Source organism: Lysinibacillus parviboronicapiens, assembly GCF_003049575.1.
GTDB lineage: Bacteria > Bacillota > Bacilli > Bacillales_A > Planococcaceae > Lysinibacillus > Lysinibacillus parviboronicapiens.
This window is the reverse complement of record NZ_PYWI01000010.1, coordinates 52,406-69,574: the sequence shown is the minus strand read 5'-3', so window position 1 is coordinate 69,574 and position 17,169 is coordinate 52,406. Positions and strand designations below refer to the sequence as shown.

At 38.2% G+C, this 17,169-nt stretch carries 13 protein-coding genes; 8 read left to right on the top strand and 5 right to left on the bottom strand.

What is annotated here, in order from left to right; all coding sequences use genetic code 11:
• Window positions 1–9 precede the first annotated feature (9 nt).
• From spx to C9J35_RS10615, 4 genes are all read right to left on the bottom strand, one after another.
• Window positions 10–414: a transcriptional regulator Spx gene (spx, locus tag C9J35_RS10630; RefSeq protein WP_054768017.1), complete on the bottom strand. Its 405-nt coding sequence runs from the start codon at window positions 412–414 to the stop codon at window positions 10–12.
• Between the two features lie 402 nt (window positions 415–816).
• Window positions 817–2,382, bottom strand: coding sequence for an ABC-F family ATP-binding cassette domain-containing protein (locus tag C9J35_RS10625; protein ID WP_107924486.1), 1,566 nt, complete (start codon window positions 2,380–2,382; stop codon window positions 817–819).
• Between the two features lie 27 nt (window positions 2,383–2,409).
• On the bottom strand, window positions 2,410–2,595 hold the full coding sequence (locus tag C9J35_RS10620; RefSeq protein WP_054768016.1) for an SE1832 family protein: 186 nt from the start codon (window positions 2,593–2,595) through the stop codon (window positions 2,410–2,412).
• Window positions 2,596–2,859: 264 nt separating this feature from the next.
• On the bottom strand, window positions 2,860–3,906 hold the full coding sequence (locus C9J35_RS10615) for a PseG/SpsG family protein (RefSeq protein ID WP_107924485.1): 1,047 nt from the start codon (window positions 3,904–3,906) through the stop codon (window positions 2,860–2,862).
• Between the two features lie 121 nt (window positions 3,907–4,027).
• Between C9J35_RS10615 and C9J35_RS10610 the strand changes: the two genes are divergently transcribed.
• The 5 genes from C9J35_RS10610 (at window position 4,028) to C9J35_RS10590 (ending at window position 11,523) form a co-directional block, all read left to right on the top strand.
• A complete protein-coding gene (locus C9J35_RS10610; RefSeq protein WP_107924484.1) occupies window positions 4,028–4,873 on the top strand; it encodes an NAD(P)H-binding protein in 846 nt (281 codons plus the stop codon).
• A 139-nt stretch (window positions 4,874–5,012) separates the two neighbouring features.
• Window positions 5,013–5,567, top strand: a complete 555-nt coding sequence (locus tag C9J35_RS10605; protein ID WP_107924483.1) for an NADPH-dependent FMN reductase — start codon at window positions 5,013–5,015, stop codon at window positions 5,565–5,567.
• A gap of 185 nt (window positions 5,568–5,752) precedes the next feature.
• On the top strand, window positions 5,753–9,541 hold the full coding sequence (locus C9J35_RS10600; protein WP_107924482.1) for an AAA domain-containing protein: 3,789 nt from the start codon (window positions 5,753–5,755) through the stop codon (window positions 9,539–9,541).
• A gap of 1 nt (window position 9,542) precedes the next feature.
• On the top strand, window positions 9,543–10,292 hold the full coding sequence (locus tag C9J35_RS10595) for a hypothetical protein (RefSeq protein WP_107924481.1): 750 nt from the start codon (window positions 9,543–9,545) through the stop codon (window positions 10,290–10,292).
• Window positions 10,293–10,449: 157 nt separating this feature from the next.
• Window positions 10,450–11,523 carry a glycosyltransferase gene (locus C9J35_RS10590; protein WP_107924480.1) on the top strand — a complete coding sequence of 358 codons (1,074 nt, stop codon included), beginning with the start codon at window positions 10,450–10,452 and terminating at the stop codon, window positions 11,521–11,523.
• A gap of 217 nt (window positions 11,524–11,740) precedes the next feature.
• Here the strand turns inward: C9J35_RS10590 and C9J35_RS10585 are convergent, their stop codons facing one another.
• A complete protein-coding gene (locus tag C9J35_RS10585; protein ID WP_107924479.1) occupies window positions 11,741–11,938 on the bottom strand; it encodes a hypothetical protein in 198 nt (65 codons plus the stop codon).
• A 360-nt stretch (window positions 11,939–12,298) separates the two neighbouring features.
• Here C9J35_RS10585 and C9J35_RS10580 point away from each other — a divergent pair, with 360 nt between their 5' ends.
• The 3 genes from C9J35_RS10580 to C9J35_RS10570 all read left to right on the top strand — a co-directional run bounded on the left by C9J35_RS10580 (window position 12,299) and on the right by C9J35_RS10570 (window position 16,858).
• Window positions 12,299–14,488, top strand: a complete 2,190-nt coding sequence (locus tag C9J35_RS10580) for a DNA topoisomerase III (RefSeq protein ID WP_107924478.1) — start codon at window positions 12,299–12,301, stop codon at window positions 14,486–14,488.
• Window positions 14,489–14,867: 379 nt separating this feature from the next.
• Complete coding sequence (locus C9J35_RS10575) at window positions 14,868–15,737, top strand: MurR/RpiR family transcriptional regulator (protein WP_235616273.1); 870 nt, start codon at window positions 14,868–14,870, stop codon at window positions 15,735–15,737.
• Window positions 15,738–15,742: 5 nt separating this feature from the next.
• Window positions 15,743–16,858: a M20 peptidase aminoacylase family protein gene (locus C9J35_RS10570; RefSeq protein WP_107924477.1), complete on the top strand. Its 1,116-nt coding sequence runs from the start codon at window positions 15,743–15,745 to the stop codon at window positions 16,856–16,858.
• The last annotated feature ends 311 nt before the right edge of the window (window positions 16,859–17,169 follow it).

Sequence of the window (17,169 nt, the reverse complement as noted above, 5' to 3'; positions counted from 1 at the left end):
AAAACTGTTTTAACTTTCTTGTGCCAATCTTGTCATCGCATTTAATTCGTAAGCACGTACTTTACGTGGAATAAAACGACGGATGTCCATTTCATTGTACCCAACTTGAATACGTTTTTCATCAATTAAAATTGGGCTACGCAGCATTCGCGGATGAGCCTGAATAATTGCATACAATTCTTGAATAGATAATTGGTCGATATCGATGTTTAGATTTTTAAAATCATTTGAATTCGTTGCAATAATTTCATCAGTTCCGTCTTCAGTCATGCTTAAAATTTCTTTGAATTCTGCAAGCGTAAGTAGATGTGATGTAATACGTTTTTCTTTATATTCGATATTGTGATCTTTTAGCCATTTTAATGCTTTTCTGGATGAAGAACAGCTCGCTTGTGAGTAAATTGTAACTGTCATTCTTCATTCCCCGCTTTCTTTTTTAGATTATATTTTATGAATATCTTATTAGTAAGCTAAATAGGTTATACATATATCTTACTAGTAAGCTATATATAAATCAATAGCTAATTGAAAAAAAAGTCAATGGAAAATGAAATTTTTTCAACTATATTAGAATATACGCTTGGAATAGGGAAAAGTTTCGTAAAATTTACTTACAATGATGTAAGATTGCTAGATTACAGAGATATTTTTTATGAGACACGAAAGAAGGGTTGATATTTGGCACTGAGAATCTCTAGGGGGCATTATCTGCGAGAAGTCAATTGCGTCTAACAATCTATTTATGATTCGTTACACTATGATCCCTTAATTACAAGAAAACACCGACACACGATAGTGTGTCGGTGAGAGATGTTCTTAACTTTGCTGTCCTGAAGTAAACCAGTCTTGGACATTCCATACTTTTGTGACTAAACCTTCATAGAATTCAGGTTCATGGCTAACTAGCACGATTGTACCTTTGAATTCTTTCATGGCACGTTTTAGTTCTTCTTTCGCATCAACATCTAAGTGGTTAGTAGGTTCGTCAAATAATAGCCAGTTCGCTTCTTCCATCATCAGTTTACAAAGGCGAACTTTAGCTTGCTCGCCCCCTGATAGGGAATTGAGTGGACGCGTAATATGATCAGTTTTCAATCCTGCACGCGCTAAAGCTGCACGAACTTGTGCTTGTTCCATTGAAGGGAAGGCGTTCCACACATCATCAATTGGCGTAATTTTATCAGCTTTTACTTCTTGTTCAAAGTAAGAAGGGGCTAAATAATCGCCACGGATCACTTTGCCACCGAGTGGATTGATTTTACCAAGCATCGTTTTCAGTAAGGTAGACTTACCAACACCGTTCATGCCGACTAAGGCAATTTTTTCACCGCGTTCAATCATAAATGACAGAGGAGGAAGTAACGGCTTATCTTTATCGTAACCGATGACTAAACTTTCTGCTTCTACAACATAACGGCTTGGCGTGCGTGCCTCTTTAAAGCCGAATTCAGGCTTTACTGCTGTTTCAGGACGGTCAATTCGTTCTAAACGATCAAGCTGCTTCGCGCGCGATTTTGCACGACCAGTTGTTGAATAACGTGCTTTGTTTTTCGCAATAAAATCCTCTTGTTTTTTTATGAATTCCTGCTGCTTTTCATAAGCGTCAAGATGCTGACGTTTGTTTATTTCAGCTAGCTCGATAAACTTTTCGTATGTTGCAGTATAACGAGTTAACTTAGAAAATTCCAATTGGAAGATTACATCCACTGTGTCGTTCATAAATTCCGTATCATGGGAAATGAGTAGGAATGCATGTGGATAGTTCTTTAAATAGTTTTTCAGCCATGTAATATGTTCTTCGTCAAGGTAGTTGGTTGGCTCATCAAGTAATAATACTTTCGGTTTTTCAAGCAAAAGCTTAGCTAACAAAACCTTTGTCCGCTGACCACCAGAAAGGGCAGCAACGTCACGTTCTAAGCCAATTGCATCAAGACCTAAACCACGTGCGACTTCTTCGATTTTCATATCTAATGTGTAAAAGTCACCTGCATCTAATGCATCTTGTACCTCGGCCATTTGCTCCAATAATACTTCTAACTCTTCAGGTGTTGCTTCAGCCATTTTACCTGTAATATCGTTTAGCTCTTCTTCCTTTTTATAGAGTGGGAGGAAAGCGTCACGTAAAACATCACGCATTGTACGTCCGGCTGTTAGTACAGTATGTTGATCTAAATAGCCGTAATGTGTACCTGGTAGCCATTCAACTTTTCCTGTATCGTGGATTGTTTGGCCTGTAATGATACCCATTAGTGTAGATTTACCAACGCCATTTGCACCAACAAGTCCAATATGATCGCCTTCTACTAAACGAAAGGATACGTCTTTAAAAAGTGTGCGGTCACCAAATGAATGACCTAAGTTTTCAACTGTTAATATTGCCATAAATGTTCCTCCAAAAATCTAGATTACTTAAAGTGCTGCTAATTGTTTATTTAGTTCAGCTAATTTTGCTTCCATGTTGGCAAGGCGTTGTTCAGCCTGTGATACTTGGTCGTTGTGGCCTGTAGATTCGAGCTTTTCAATGTCACCTTGTAAATTCATATAATCCATTTTTAATTCTTTAATTTGATATTCAATATCACTTTTTGATGGCATGATACATTGCTCCTTTATATCGGTATTTGTATGACAAATGCGTTTAAAGCTAAACTTTAAGCGGTGAGGGTTTTTCGTATCCCCCACCGCTTATTAGTTGAACCAATCGGTACTTAAGGGTGTGCCGAATCCTTACTTTAAACGTCCCTGTTTTCTCAAAATTGAAGTGGGGGAGGTTAGAACCCTTAGTACGGGATAAACGCTGACAAAAGCGAAAGTGTAAAAATTCTAATACATTGTATCATATCCACCTAAAAAGAATCACTAAGTTGAAGCGATATTATGACGGTCATATGCGAAATCAAGCAATAATGCTTCCAGCGTCTCATTATTGTTTGCAAGGTTAAGTTGACGTTGCTTTTTCACAGCACGTTCGCTTCTCGCCTCATGTAACAAAAATTCCATTACGGCGTTTTGAATTTGTGACTGCTTCATTTTACGCCCAAGACCAAGATGAATGAAGCCATTATGTTCACGAGGAAAAGCATGTAATAGTTCGGCCTCTGTTTGTGCTAAAGTGATGCAAGGTACACCATAGGAAGCAATTTTATAAGGTGTGTAGTTGGCGTTACAAATAATAACATCAGCTTTGGGTAATAGTTTTAGGAGTGCGTCTTTATCACGAAGAATGGCAGTATTACGTCGACTTAGAACCATCATCTGCAAATCATCGGTTGCATGTCGGTAGCTGTCATCAATCATCACAGTAATTTGTAGTGGAATTTGTAGCTGAGTTAAGTGTCGAAGCGTTCGGTAAGTTAAGTTATGCTCGTCCCCATCCTCAAAAGCAACAACGATATGTGGAGGATCTTCAGGTATTTTAATGTCCGGTAAATCTTCTGAATGCTGGAAAGTATCCGGTAAAGCAAAGACAAAGCTTCCACCGATGTAATGTGATGGTAAATAATCTTTAACTTCTTGATAGAGTGCTAGTAAAACGCAGTCACAGGCTTGACCACCTTCACCAAAATCATCAAAATGGATGATTGTTTTACAAAATGGTCTTAAATTGTGTACTTGCCAGCTTTCAGAATTACGACCATCTCGAACGATTAAATCAGGCTGTATCCCTTTCATATGCTTTGATAGTTCGTCGAAATGTTCGAATAATATAGGCGATAGATTTTCATTCATTAAAATTTGTATCCCATCGTTTGAAGGGGTTTTTGCGAATATGAAAACTTTCTCATGTGTGAGTAGCTTAGCAAGTGTTGCAACCCGTTCAAAAGGATAGAGCCCTTTATCAATGCAGCTTTCAATAATGAAAACAATCGTTTTTTTCGGTTTAATTGTTTGAGTTTCGTTTTGCAAATGTATCCCATCCTTTCGTCTGTCTATTTAAATTATGGTGAAAAATGGGCAAGTATGTGTAAAAATTAGGATTAGCTAAATTAATACATAAACTTCATTAGAAGAAGGAGGGAACATCACAATGGGAATGCGTGCAGCAATTGTTGTAGGGGCAACAGGATTAACAGGCACCTCGCTTGTAGCACAGTTATGTGAAAATGATGAATATATTTCAGTGACAGTTATTGCACGTCAAAAACCAGCTTTTGAGCATGCAAAGCTAGAGGTCAAAATTCGTAACTTTGATACATTAGAAGAAAATGATATTGAATTTGCTCATGAGCTCTATTGTTGTTTAGGAACTACCAAAAAAAAGGCAGGTTCTCGCGAAGTATTTGAGAAAGTTGATTTTGAATATCCTTTAGCTATTGCATCATTGGCCAAAAAGCGAGGTATACCACATATGCTTGTCATAACAGCAATGGGGGCAAATGCGAATTCATTGTTTTACTACAATCGTGTAAAGGGCAAGCTTGAGCATGCGTTAAAGGAACTTGGTTTACAGCGTCTATCGATTATTCGTCCATCATTATTGATAGGAGCGCGCAAGGATTTCCGTTTTGGTGAAAAGGTGGGACAGAAAGTTCTCAAGTTTGCAAAGCCTTTATTAGTGGGGCCACTGAAACGTTCTCGTGCAATAGAAGCGTCACAGGTTGCCAAGGCGATGATTGTTATTGCGTTGTATAGTAAAGAGCAGCCTGTAACGATTTATCCGTCGCAGAAATTAGTTTCGTTAGATTTTCCTAAGTTAAAAGATGAGCAAGCCTCACGTGACAATTATTTTAATTGGGAAAAAAATAAATTGCCAAATACAATTGATGAAGATAGTAAGGTCAATCGAGATGTCATTATCAACCGAGATAAATTTAAAGTAACAGAGAGCGTTGTAGATAAAGAAGTGAATTTTAAACGAAGAGATGAGAAGTGAATGCGCTCTTCACCATTAAGAGTTTGTTTCATTCCGCCTAAAGACTGAATTTATGGTTTTGACCGTTCCTATTCTTCCCGTGCTTCTATTCATTTGTTACAATATTATTGTAGAAGATGAATGTGGAGGCAAAATGATAATGAAAATTTTACTCGTTGATGGCACAATGTTTGGACGTAAAACTGGTGCTATTTTAGAGCAAGTTGAACAATATATTAAAGAATTAGATGCTAATTTTGAGTTAGAAATTATGCATTTTAGTGAATATAAGCATCAAATCGTCGATGGGTCACCGTTAAATGATGATATGAAAAAAATGATTCAAAAATTTGAAGAAGCCGATGCTTATATTATTGCAACACCGATTTTCCAAGCTTCGATTCCAGGCGTATTGAAAAATGCTTTTGATTTCTTACATCCTAAAACAATGCGCTATAAACCTGTATCAATTGTTGCAAATGGTGGCACATACCAGCATCATTTAGTAGTGGAAAATCAATTAAAACCAATTTTAGATTACTTCCGTGCGCTAGTAACACCAAACTATGTATACACACACACATCACATTTTGATGCAGATAATAATATTACTGATGTTGATGTGCATAATCGTTTACGCGAAATGGCACGCGTCTTTGTACAATATTGTGAAATGAGCAAAACATTACCGAAAGAAACCATTGACCAACATTAAAAATGACAACATGTGGTTTAACTCCTTGCATGTAAGTGAAGGTCGCTAAGCCTTTAATCATATCGGAAAACAATAATCCCTTGTACAGTGGAAGGAAATCACTGTTCAGGGGATTTTTCTTTTCTAGAATTCTTTTACAATATGATAAAATAAGATTTTAGTGAAATCGGAAGGGAGGGCTGCTCATGCAGGACATCGCTTTACTAGAAAAACAACGCTGTAATCTCATTTTGACGAATAAGGCGAAGGAAGCGGTAGAGGAATGCTCAGCAAATGAGCATGCCTTTTTTGCGTTACAAAAAACATTTACCGTCTATATTGAAAAACGAAAGGCGAAAACCCCGGGTGAAACGTTTTTGTCGATTTATTTTAATGCACAGCAAAATGAAAAGTTAGCAGGCATAATCGAAGAGAAAACAGCGATTATGGATTGTGTATTAAAAGTTGAAGGCTTACTGGCAACAAATATCCGTTTCGTACATATGCGCGGGCCAGTGAATACAAATCGTCGTTTACCAGTTGTACTGCAATTTGTAACAAGACCTAATAATGGAGCGGGTATTCCGTTAGACCTTCATACCAAAATAAGAGAACTACCAATTGCTGAGGAGCGTACGGAATATGTTAAAAAGCGAATTGCCAGCTGGGAAGGCTATTTAAAAATCCAAGAGCGTGATGCGACAATTGATGATATTCATACAGAATTTAAACAAAGCTATTTTAATGAAGATTTTACACGCCTTACGCTCGTATGCCCCTATGTGAAAGCGAAGGAGTGGAAGCAGTTAAATGGCTTGAGTGTTAGTATTCAAGGCGTTCGTGGCGAAATCGGACAAGTGTTAAAAGTAAATGCAGGGAAGCAAACGATTGAGATTGACTTAAAACCTTTCGCACAGGATCAGGCGAGAAAGGATCAACTCAATGTTCGTTCAAAGCAAGCGAGCTTTAGTAATTTTGCAACATTGAGCCAAATTAAACGCTTACGCAATGGTTTTACTAAGCTCGAAAAAGGTGAGGCAGTCAACCCTAGTTTAGAGACGATATTGTTTGAAAAACGTCCAACTGTAAGAACAGCTAAGCAACGGGATGATATAGAATTTCATAATAACTTAAACGACTATCAACGTCGGGCTGTTATCGGTGCTCTATCTGTAGAGGATTTATATGTCATACAAGGACCACCTGGGACAGGGAAGACAACTGTTATCTCTGAAATCTGCCAACAAAATGTAAAGGCAGGTTTAAAAACACTTGTTGCCTCTCAATCAAATTTAGCCGTAGATAATGCATTAGGGAGACTACTTTCCAATCAAGAAATTCGTATTTTACGCTATGGCCGTACGGAAAGTATTGAGGAAGAGGGGAAAAAATTCATCGAGGAAAACGTTGCTCTACATTGGCGTGAGCAAACACTTGCCGCTGTCGAGGAAGAAATTACAAGCTTTAGTGCACGCGAGCACGAACTACAAAACAATATGATTAAAGCTAAAGATGAATTAGAAAAACTAGAAACATGGCTCGAGGAACTTACAAAGGAAATTGCGGCAAAAGAGCAAGCGGCTATCGATGAGCCGATTTTACAACAAGAAATCCAAGCATTAAAAAAAGAATTGAAAACCGTTAAGACAGAGCAACAAGCATGTGAAGCGCAAAAAGAGCATTACGAGAAACAGCTTTCACAATTAGAGCCTATTATTGAGTCACTGGAACAGATTCTCACAGAAAATAATTCAATGGAACAATTGCAACTAACTATAGATGAAACTACTAAAATGATAGAGCAGTGGCAAGCGGCTATTCACTATAAGGAATTACAAGTTCAGATAACGCAAATGGCGCTACAGTTCCAAGATATTCAAATGAAATACGAAGAAGAAAGCAAGCGACTCCAATCAATGAAGGAAGCTCAAAATTTTACTAGTACATTAACTACTTTTGAGCGTATTCATCGTTTTTTACAGCATTATCACGTTCGACCTTCTCATGTGTTAGCACAGCAAATCCAACGTTTAGAGCATTTAGAGGATGCCAAGGATTTAGAAGCTTGGGCAATCATTAATACGCGCCTACGAAATGCAATTGAAAAGCTTGAATCATTACTATCATCTGAAGCGAAGGAACGAGCCCTTGTAAAAAGTCGTCAGCAGCCTATTCAGTCATTTTCATTGCAAAATTTAACAGGCGTGTTTGCACAGCTGAATACAGCCTTTCAAGAGGGACAGACACTACCAGCAGAACAAATAGAAAGCTATTTACTTGGGCTCTATATGCGTCGTGATTTTGTATGGCAAAAGGGTGTCGCACTTCAACAACAGCAAGAACATAAAGATCAAGAATTTGCATCATTACGTCAAAATGTCAGTAGTCTATTACATCAAGAATGTGCGATTACGAGCTTCAATGTACAAAGCTTGTTGCGACAATTGAAGCCGTATACCGAGCATCAAGAAAAACTACAGCAGCTTGCTGAAACACTAGTAACGCAATGTGGCTCTATGCCAGAAGAATCTGTAGCGCAATTGAAAATACTGGTAGCAGAAAAGCAAGTCTTTTTACAAACAGCACGCCAACAGCTACAAGCTGTCGAACAGGCAAATACGCAGCTCGTACCGAAGAAGGCAGCGCTTCAAACAGTACAAGCAAGCTTACAAGACATTGAACAGCAATTAACGCAATTTGAAGCAAGCCTAAAGGATATTAATGTGGCTGGTTTGAAGAAGGAAAAGAAATTAACGGTATTCACGCAACTCCTCCAGTCTACTCCGGAGCGTACATATGAGGAAGTAGCACAAGCTATTGTGTCGGCTAAATCAAGCTATGAGGAACTGCAACGCAAAGAAAAACAGCTACCTCTTCGTAAAAAATTGCAAGTGGAGTGGCGTGATAAGCTACAAAACGCAACAGAATATGATTTGGATGAAATTCGTAAATTATATGTGCGGCATGCCAATGTAATCGGAACAACATGCGTTGCTTCTGCAAGTAAGGAGTTTATGGAAAACTATCCAACCTTCGATGTCGTTATTATCGACGAGGTATCGAAAGCGACACCACCCGAATTATTATTACCAATGCTTAAAGGTAAGAAAATTATTTTGGTAGGCGATCACCATCAGTTACCGCCACTGCTTGGCGATGATACGTTAGAGGAAACGCTGAAATCGATGATAGATGACAATCCTAACTTTGATGGGGCACAAGAGCTGAAAAATTTGTTGCGTGAATCGTTATTTGAACGTTTATTTAATAATTTACCAGCGACTCATAAGCAAATGCTTGCATTACAATACAGGATGCATGAAAAAATCATGCATAGTATTACACCATTTTACGCCAAGGAAGAAAATGGTTTAGAATGTGGTTTGCCAGACTCAGATGTGGCACGTGACCATGGTTTAGAGGGGCAATTTGTCAGACGAGATGATCATTTACTATGGATTGACATTCCAACTGAAAAGCCTTATTTAGAGGAGCAAGTTAAGGGTGGAACAAGTCGCTACAATGAAGGGGAGCTACAAACTATTCGTCGCATTTTGACAGACTTAAATGCTGCTGTTATTGAAGCGAAAAAGGCGGGTCGCATGCCTCAGGATGCACTGAAAAGTGTCGGTGTGATTAGCTTTTATGGTGAGCAAGTTAAGAAAATTAATCGCCTACTTCAGCAGGAGCTACAACTACCTCATCTCCAGTTTAGAACAGGGACTGTAGATAAGTTCCAAGGTATGGAGATGGACGTCATTTTAGTGAGTATGGTACGTAATACGCCTAAGGGAGGAGACATCGGCTTTGCACGCGATTATCGTCGCTTAAATGTTGCGCTTTCGCGCGCGCGTGAGCTGTTAATGTTGGTCGGTAGCGCCGATATGTTTGCACAACGAGCCAAACATCAAGATACGCGTGAAATGTACAGTAATCTTCTCACAACGGTGAAATCCTACAAGGGCTTACGTAATCATGAAGGACAGGTGATATAGGATGTCAAAATTACAGCAGCGGTTAATGAAAGAACTACAGCATAATCGCCATGTGAAAATAGTGAAGTCAAATGAATGGTGCATTCCCATTCGTACCGTAGAAGTGACCTATGAGCCTATTCGTCGTGCTACAATGGATGTCTTAATGAAAATGCTATTAATGAGCATGCAAGAGGCGGATTTTCAAAATGCGCAGGAATTAAGTGAACTATTACTTGTTGACCCACTTTTTATTGAAGATTTAGTGTCATTGATGGCTCGGGTTCGTCTTATTGAACAAAGGGAAGGTTGCTACAGATTAACTGCTAAAGGTGAGCAACAATTGGAGCGGGGTATTTTTGAGGAGGAACTAGATGTGAAAACAGCAAATCTTTTATTTAGTCCATGCCATCACGTATTTCTTCCTATTGGTGAAGACAGTATAGAGGAATATGATGAGTTGCCACAGCCATATCGCTATGTAGATAAAGAGGCTGAACAGCTGGAGCAATTTGAAGAAACTATGATGATTGCAGCATTACAGCAGGAAAATGATGAATCCACCACCGCACATACACACATTGAAACCATTGTGAAGACAGAAGCCAAGCAAATAAATGATATTCCATGTCTAGAATTCATCCTCCATGATAAGGAACAAGATATTGTGTACGCTAGAGTGTGGAATACACTATTAAATCAATGGGATAATACGCTAGAACAGCAGTTATCAGACAAAGAACAATTACGTTGGCGACAAGAATATTTATAAAGATAAAACGAACGGATGTAGCATATTGCTCCGTTCGTTTTTGGATTAAAGGGAAATTTTTGCAACGAAACAGCAAAACTTCACATTTGAAATGGGAAAATATCCAAGCTGACAATTTTAGAGGTAGCATATATTACTTAGATAGAGGAGGGGACAGATGGTAACTATTAGTTTATGCATGATTGTCAAAAATGAAGAAAGTATTATTGAAAGATGCCTAGATTCGGTTCAACATGTAGTGGATGAAATCAATATTATTGATACGGGCTCTACTGATCGTACAAAAGAAATTGTTCAAAACTATACCACGCGTATTTTTGATTTCATATGGTGCGATGATTTTGCAAAGGCCCGTAATTTTTCTTTCCAACAAGCAACGAAAGATTATACTTTATGGCTAGATGCAGATGATGTACTTACGACAGAATATCAGCAGAAGCTACTGCAACTTAAGAAATCGCTAAATCCTAATATTGATGCTGTCTCTATGGATTATTACGTACAATTAGATGAAGATGGAGAAATCGAGATCTCTGAAAAAAGATATCGACTCGTAAAACGTTCGCGAAATTTTCAGTGGCAGGGTGCTGTTCATGAGTTTCTACATGTGAAAGGGAAACTTTTCCATAGCGATGTAGTGATTACCCATTTACCATTAAAAAAAGATAGGGATCGTAATATTCAAATTTATGAGCGTTTAATGGCCACAGGACATTCGTTTTCAGCGAGAGAAACGTTTCATTATGCTAATGAATTAAAAAGTCATCAGCGCTTTTTAGAAGCAATTAATCACTATAATACCTTTCTAGATTTAGACCTTGGTTCTGCAGAGGATAATATTCAGGCATGTTTGAATGTAGCAGATTGCTATCAACATTTACGCGATTCAAAACAAGCAATTCAGTCCCTTTTACAATCATTATTGTATGAGCGACCGAGTCCTGAAACTTGTTGTCGAATCGGTCATCTATTTATAGAGCAATTTAAAAACGAAGCATCCATTTATTGGTATTCGCAAGCGATACAACAATCTTCAACTACACTCGGTACGCAGAGACGAGCGTATTCAACATGGCTTCCACATTTGCAATTAAGTAAGTTGTATGATCGCTTAGGTCTATATGAAAATGCACATGAGCATAATGAAGCTGCGCGCAGATATAAACCGAACGATAAACGTATACTAGACAATGAAAAATACTTATATAGTAGATTGAACAAGGGGAAATAGCAGTAATGGATAGGAACTATTAAGAAGGAGGGAACCACGAGTTATGTGATTCCCTTCTTGCGTTATTTTATTTTACTTTTGATGCAATAATTTCACTAACCTATTTGGAAATTACCTCAAGTTTTTCTTGTGCTAACGTAACTTTAAAATGGGCAACTCCACCGTTTGTAACGTACAAGCTAATGATGTCATATTCAATCATGAAGCTTATACTACGTTACACTTCATCGGGATTACTAGGACTTAAAGGAGTGCTGATTTCACTTATAAAGACGCCAGATTTTTTGTCAGTAGTTATGTCATTTGAATGAACCTCTATGAAGTTTGTATAAATAGCATGACCAGTTAACAGGGATAAACTAACAATGATCGTAATAACAATCACATTCCGTGGTCTAAAATGTCGAGCTTGCATTTTTTTTACCCTCCTTATAGTTTGGAGAATATTCTGTCAATTCAATATATGTTTGAGGTTTTAGAGTATGCGAAGTGTCGAGTGAAGTTTTTTGACGATTAAGAAATATATAACGTACAACGAATATCTACAAGCTATGCTATAGTTATCTGTATTCAGTATAATGGGCTCCAAACGACTGCTGAATGAAGAAAGTGCCTCTGGCGGAAGTCTCAGATTTTTAGTGCGCGAAAACGACCTGTAGCGCAGTGACAGCAGCAGATTTTGACAAGGAGTGAATTGTGCAGGCACAATTCACAACCTAAAACGCCATTACGTCGAGGCGTAATTGGATGTAAGGAACTAGAGAGGATGACATAAATGGCAAAAAGCTTAGTAATTGCTGAAAAACCATCTGTGGCGCGTGATATTGCACGTGTACTTAACTGTAATAAAAAGGCAAATGGTTATCTTGAGGGCGATAAATATATCGTTACTTGGGCACTAGGACATTTAGTGACATTAGCGGATCCAGAGAGTTATGATGTGAAATATAAAACGTGGAACTTAGAAGATTTACCGATGCTTCCAGAGAACTTGAAGCTTACAGTTATTAAACAATCAGGTAAGCAATATAACGCGGTAAAATCGCAATTGACGCGTGGTGATGTGAGTGACATTATTATCGCAACTGATGCTGGGCGTGAAGGTGAGCTTGTGGCACGCTGGATTATAGAAAAAGCAAAAGTACGTAAGCCTATGAAACGATTATGGATCTCATCTGTTACAGATAAGGCCATTAAAGATGGCTTCAATAATTTAAAACCTGGTAAGGCATACGAAAATTTGTATCATTCTGCAGTGGCACGTTCTGAAGCAGATTGGTATATCGGACTAAATGCCAGTCGTGCACTATCGACCAAATTTAATGCACAACTAAATTGTGGCCGAGTGCAAACGCCTGTGGTGGCCATCATTGCTAAACGCGAAGATGAAATCAAACATTTTAAACCACAAACTTACTATGGCATTGAAGCACAAACAAGCGATAATTTAAAATTAACTTGGCAGGATAACAAGGGTAACAGCCGTAGCTTTGATAAGGAGAAAACTGATATCATCATGAAAAAACTTGGCAATAAAGATGCCGTAGTCACAGATATCGATCGTAAACCTAAAAAATCATTCGCACCAGGCTTGTATGATTTAACAGAGCTTCAACGTGACGCCAATAAAATCTTTGGTTACTCAGCAAAAGAAACGTTGAACATTATGCAAAAGCTGTATGAGCAGCACAAAGTACTAACATATCCTCGTACAGATTCACGTTACTTATCTTCAGACATTATTAGTACACTATCAGACCGATTAAAAGCTTGTGCGATTGGAGAATACCGTACTTTAGCAAATAAGGTTTTAAATAAATCTATAAAAACTTCTAAATCTTTCGTAGACGATAGCAAAGTGTCAGATCACCATGCCATTATTCCAACGGAAGGATATGTAAATTTCTCAGCTTTTACGGATAAAGAACGTAAAATATATGATTTAGTTGTCAAACGTTTCTTAGCGGTATTATATCCTGCATTTGAATACGAGCAGTTAACATTAAATGCAACAATTGGTGAAGAGAAGTTTGTCGCTCGTGGTAAAACAATACTTAGCGCTGGCTGGAAAGAAGTATACCAAAATCGCTTCGAAGACGAAGAGTCGACAGATGATTTAAAAGAGCAAATCCTGCCTCGCATTGAAAAGGGGCATATATTAAAAACAAAGTTAATTGTCCAAACGTCTGGGCAAACAAAACCGCCTGCTCGTTTCAATGAAGCGACATTACTATCTGCTATGGAAAATCCAACGAAGTACATGGAGACACAAGATAAGAAACTAGCAGACACATTAAAATCAACTGGTGGACTTGGTACGGTGGCAACACGCGCCGACATTATTGATAAGCTTTTCAATTCATTCCTTATTGAAAAGCGAGGTAAAGACATTCACATTACCTCAAAAGGTCGTCAGCTCCTTGATTTAGTACCAGAAAAATTAAAATCACCTACGCTTACAGGTGAATGGGAGCAAAAACTTGAAGCAATTGCTAAAGGCAAACTGAAAAAAGAAGTTTTCATTAGTGAAATGAAAAACTACACAAAAGAAATCGTATCTGAAATTAAAAGCAGTGATAAAAAGTACAAGCACGATAATATTTCAACGAAATCTTGCCCAGATTGTGGAAAACCAATGCTTGAGGTAAATGGTAAAAAAGGCAAAATGCTTGTGTGCCAAGATCGCGAATGTGGTCATCGTAAAAATGTAGCACGCGTAACAAATGCACGTTGTCCACAGTGTAAGAAAAAGCTAGAACTTCGTGGCGAAGGCGATGGCCAAATTTTCGTTTGTAAATGTGGCCATCGTGAAAAATTATCAGCGTTTGAAGCTCGCCGTAAAAAAGAAGGTGGCGGAAAAGTAGATAAACGCTCTGTGCAAAAGTATCTGAAGGAACAAGAGAAAGAGGCGGAACCTATTAATAATGCCTTTGCGGATTTATTAAAAGGGATGAAGTTTGATTAATCGTTATAAAAGTGAAACGCAGGCATGTTAATTAATTATTAACATGCCTGCGTTTTTTCAAATCCTAATTATCAAGGTAAATAAAATGTTTACTACCATATGACATGAATGTGTTCATATCCTAAAATCAGTCGAATGCAGGCCTAAATTGGTAAACTTAGAAACAAGGCATCATCATAATTATTTAATAATCTTCTTTATAGGTGTTGTTCTGTTGAGTGATTATTGGCGATTTTGATGAGTAATAGCTTAATATTTTTTATAAAAACAGAAATTTCAGAAAAGATATTGAATTGCGAAAAAAACTATGCTAGGCTATGTAACATAAAAATGAAGTTTAGACTTCAGAAAAATAAAAGAAAAAAGGGTGCACTTCAATTTGTTGGATAATAGGTCAATACAACATATCATTCAAGAAAAATTTCATAAACTTTCAAAAAGCCAACAAAAAGTGGCGGTCTTTGTTCTTAAAAATTTGCAGTATGTTGGCATGCACTCAGCTACAAATGTTGGCGAGCAAGCAGGAGTGAGCGAAACGACAGTAATTCGTTTTTGTTATGCAATAGGATTATCAGGATATGCACAATTGCAGCGTGAGGTAACGATACACTTATTCAATGAAGGCAATAGTAGTAGTTTGCAAAATTATTTGGAATCAAAGCAAGAACTTTTTGAAAACCCACGTTTTTATGAGCAAACAATGGAAAGAGATGCAACAAGGATTTTAAGTGTTGCAGCAAATATTAATGATAAAGATTTTAATCGCGCTTCAAGGTTACTTCATACGAAGAAGAAGATTTACATTATTGGCTACGGTTCTTCAAATTTAGCTGCAAAATGGCTATACTTCACGCTGAATTTATTGCGGCCAAATGTGGTGCTCGTTGGATTGGAAACGAACGAGATTGCAAGAGCTTTGCAAGAAATTGATGCGGACTCTGTAGTTATTATTCTATCGTTTCATCGCTACTTTAAAGAGCCCATTCAATTAGCAGCAGAAATCCAAGCAAAAAATTGCGAGATTATTGGTATAACAGATTCCCCAGTAGCACCTATTGCGCAATATGCAACAATTACGTTTGCAAATGAGCAACAAGAAATGTCAACAATTGACGCTATGCCAGCACTTATCTCATTTTTGAATACGCTTATTGCAGGTATGACAGCACAGGATCATGAGTTTTATGAAAGTCAACGCGTAAAATATGATGATTTTCAAAATAGCTTTATTGCAAATCGATGGAGTTGAATAGGATGAACGAGTTTTTACAAAGCTTGCAGCCAAAATTGGCTGAAATTTTTTCGCATTTACATGAGCATGCAGAAATTAGTTGGCAGGAGCAGCAAACGACACAATACATTGCAAGTTTACTAAGGGAAGCCAATATGGAACCACAAATGTTCGACGATATGACGGGGCTTTATGTTGATATTGGAAAAGGAACACCGAAGGTAGGCTTTCGAACGGATATAGATGCGCTTTGGCAAGAAGTTGATGGTGTTTTTAAAGCGAATCATTCTTGTGGACATGATGGCCATATGACTATGGCTATTGGAACGGCATTACTTTTAAAGGATATGGAGCCAGCATTATCTGGTGCAGTGCGCATCCTTTTTCAGCCGGCTGAAGAAAAGGCAGAGGGTGCTCGTGCCTTAGTTGATAAAGGTGTAATAGATGACTTGAATTATTTGTTCGGCGTTCATGTTCGTCCACTTAAAGAATTACAGGATGGAACGTATACACCTGCGTTATATCACGGGGCAGCGAAGCTTTTTACGGGTACGATTATTGGAGAAGAGGCACATGGTGCACGTCCTGAACTTGGCATTAACGCCATTGAAGTAGGAGCAGCAATTGTAGAGGGTCTACAAAAAATTTGGACAGATCCGAATGTATCAGCTTCGGCTAAAATGACACAATTTAATGCAGGAGGTACTTCGGCAAATATTATCCCTGGAAAAGCAACATTTAGTATTGATGCACGTGCACAAACGAATGAAGTCATGCACGTGTTAACCGCAGGGATTGAACGTGTAAAGGCATCTGTGGAAGCCATGTATAATGCAAAGATTGAGCTACAGGTGGATGCACATATTGTTGCAGCGTTAGTGAATGATGAAGCAATGGAACATATGCGCGCAGCAATTATTGATGTGGTCGGGGACGTAGCGTGCGTACCACCAGTTGTTACACCAGGCGGCGAAGACTTTCATTTTTATACGTATGAAAAACCACATCTTAAAGCCACGATGCTTGGACTTGGTTGTGGTGTTTCACCAGGATTACATCATCCGAAAATGACGTTTAATAAAGAACGCCTCATAACAGGTGTAGCTATCATCACAAGAGCCATTCTACGTACGTTATAAGAAGTAACGACAAAGGAGGTAGCGAGGCACTGTTTAGCGTGCAGTAGCGCAGCTGTTATTCAATTGTAAGTACGGGATAAAGTGAAACTGAAGCGGTGGAATCTTCCACGCCATCGCTTTAATAATTGAACCAATCGGGTACATACAGGAGCTTAATTAGCCTAAGAGAATTTAGCTCCTGTTGGTACGGGATAAAGTGAAACTGAAGCGGTGGAATCTTCCACGCCATCGCTTTAATAGTTGAACCAATCGGGTACATACAGGAGCTTAATTAGCCTAAGAGAATTTAGCTCCTGTTGGTACGGGATAAA

Excerpts from the sequence above, each read along its gene's own strand:
- C9J35_RS10610 (WP_107924484.1), top strand. The coding sequence starts at position 4,028 with ATGGGAATGCGTGCAGCAATTGTTGTAGGGGCAACAGGATTAACAGGC.
- spx (WP_054768017.1), bottom strand. The coding sequence starts at position 414 with ATGACAGTTACAATTTACTCACAAGCGAGCTGTTCTTCATCCAGAAAA.
- C9J35_RS10605 (WP_107924483.1), top strand. The coding sequence starts at position 5,013 with ATGAAAATTTTACTCGTTGATGGCACAATGTTTGGACGTAAAACTGGT.
- C9J35_RS10580 (WP_107924478.1), top strand. The coding sequence starts at position 12,299 with ATGGCAAAAAGCTTAGTAATTGCTGAAAAACCATCTGTGGCGCGTGAT.
- C9J35_RS10600 (WP_107924482.1), top strand. The coding sequence starts at position 5,753 with ATGCAGGACATCGCTTTACTAGAAAAACAACGCTGTAATCTCATTTTG.
- C9J35_RS10620 (WP_054768016.1), bottom strand. The coding sequence starts at position 2,595 with ATGCCATCAAAAAGTGATATTGAATATCAAATTAAAGAATTAAAAATG.
- C9J35_RS10595 (WP_107924481.1), top strand. The coding sequence starts at position 9,543 with ATGTCAAAATTACAGCAGCGGTTAATGAAAGAACTACAGCATAATCGC.
- C9J35_RS10625 (WP_107924486.1), bottom strand. The coding sequence starts at position 2,382 with ATGGCAATATTAACAGTTGAAAACTTAGGTCATTCATTTGGTGACCGC.
- C9J35_RS10570 (WP_107924477.1), top strand. The coding sequence starts at position 15,743 with ATGAACGAGTTTTTACAAAGCTTGCAGCCAAAATTGGCTGAAATTTTT.
- C9J35_RS10590 (WP_107924480.1), top strand. The coding sequence starts at position 10,450 with ATGGTAACTATTAGTTTATGCATGATTGTCAAAAATGAAGAAAGTATT.
- C9J35_RS10585 (WP_107924479.1), bottom strand. The coding sequence starts at position 11,938 with ATGCAAGCTCGACATTTTAGACCACGGAATGTGATTGTTATTACGATC.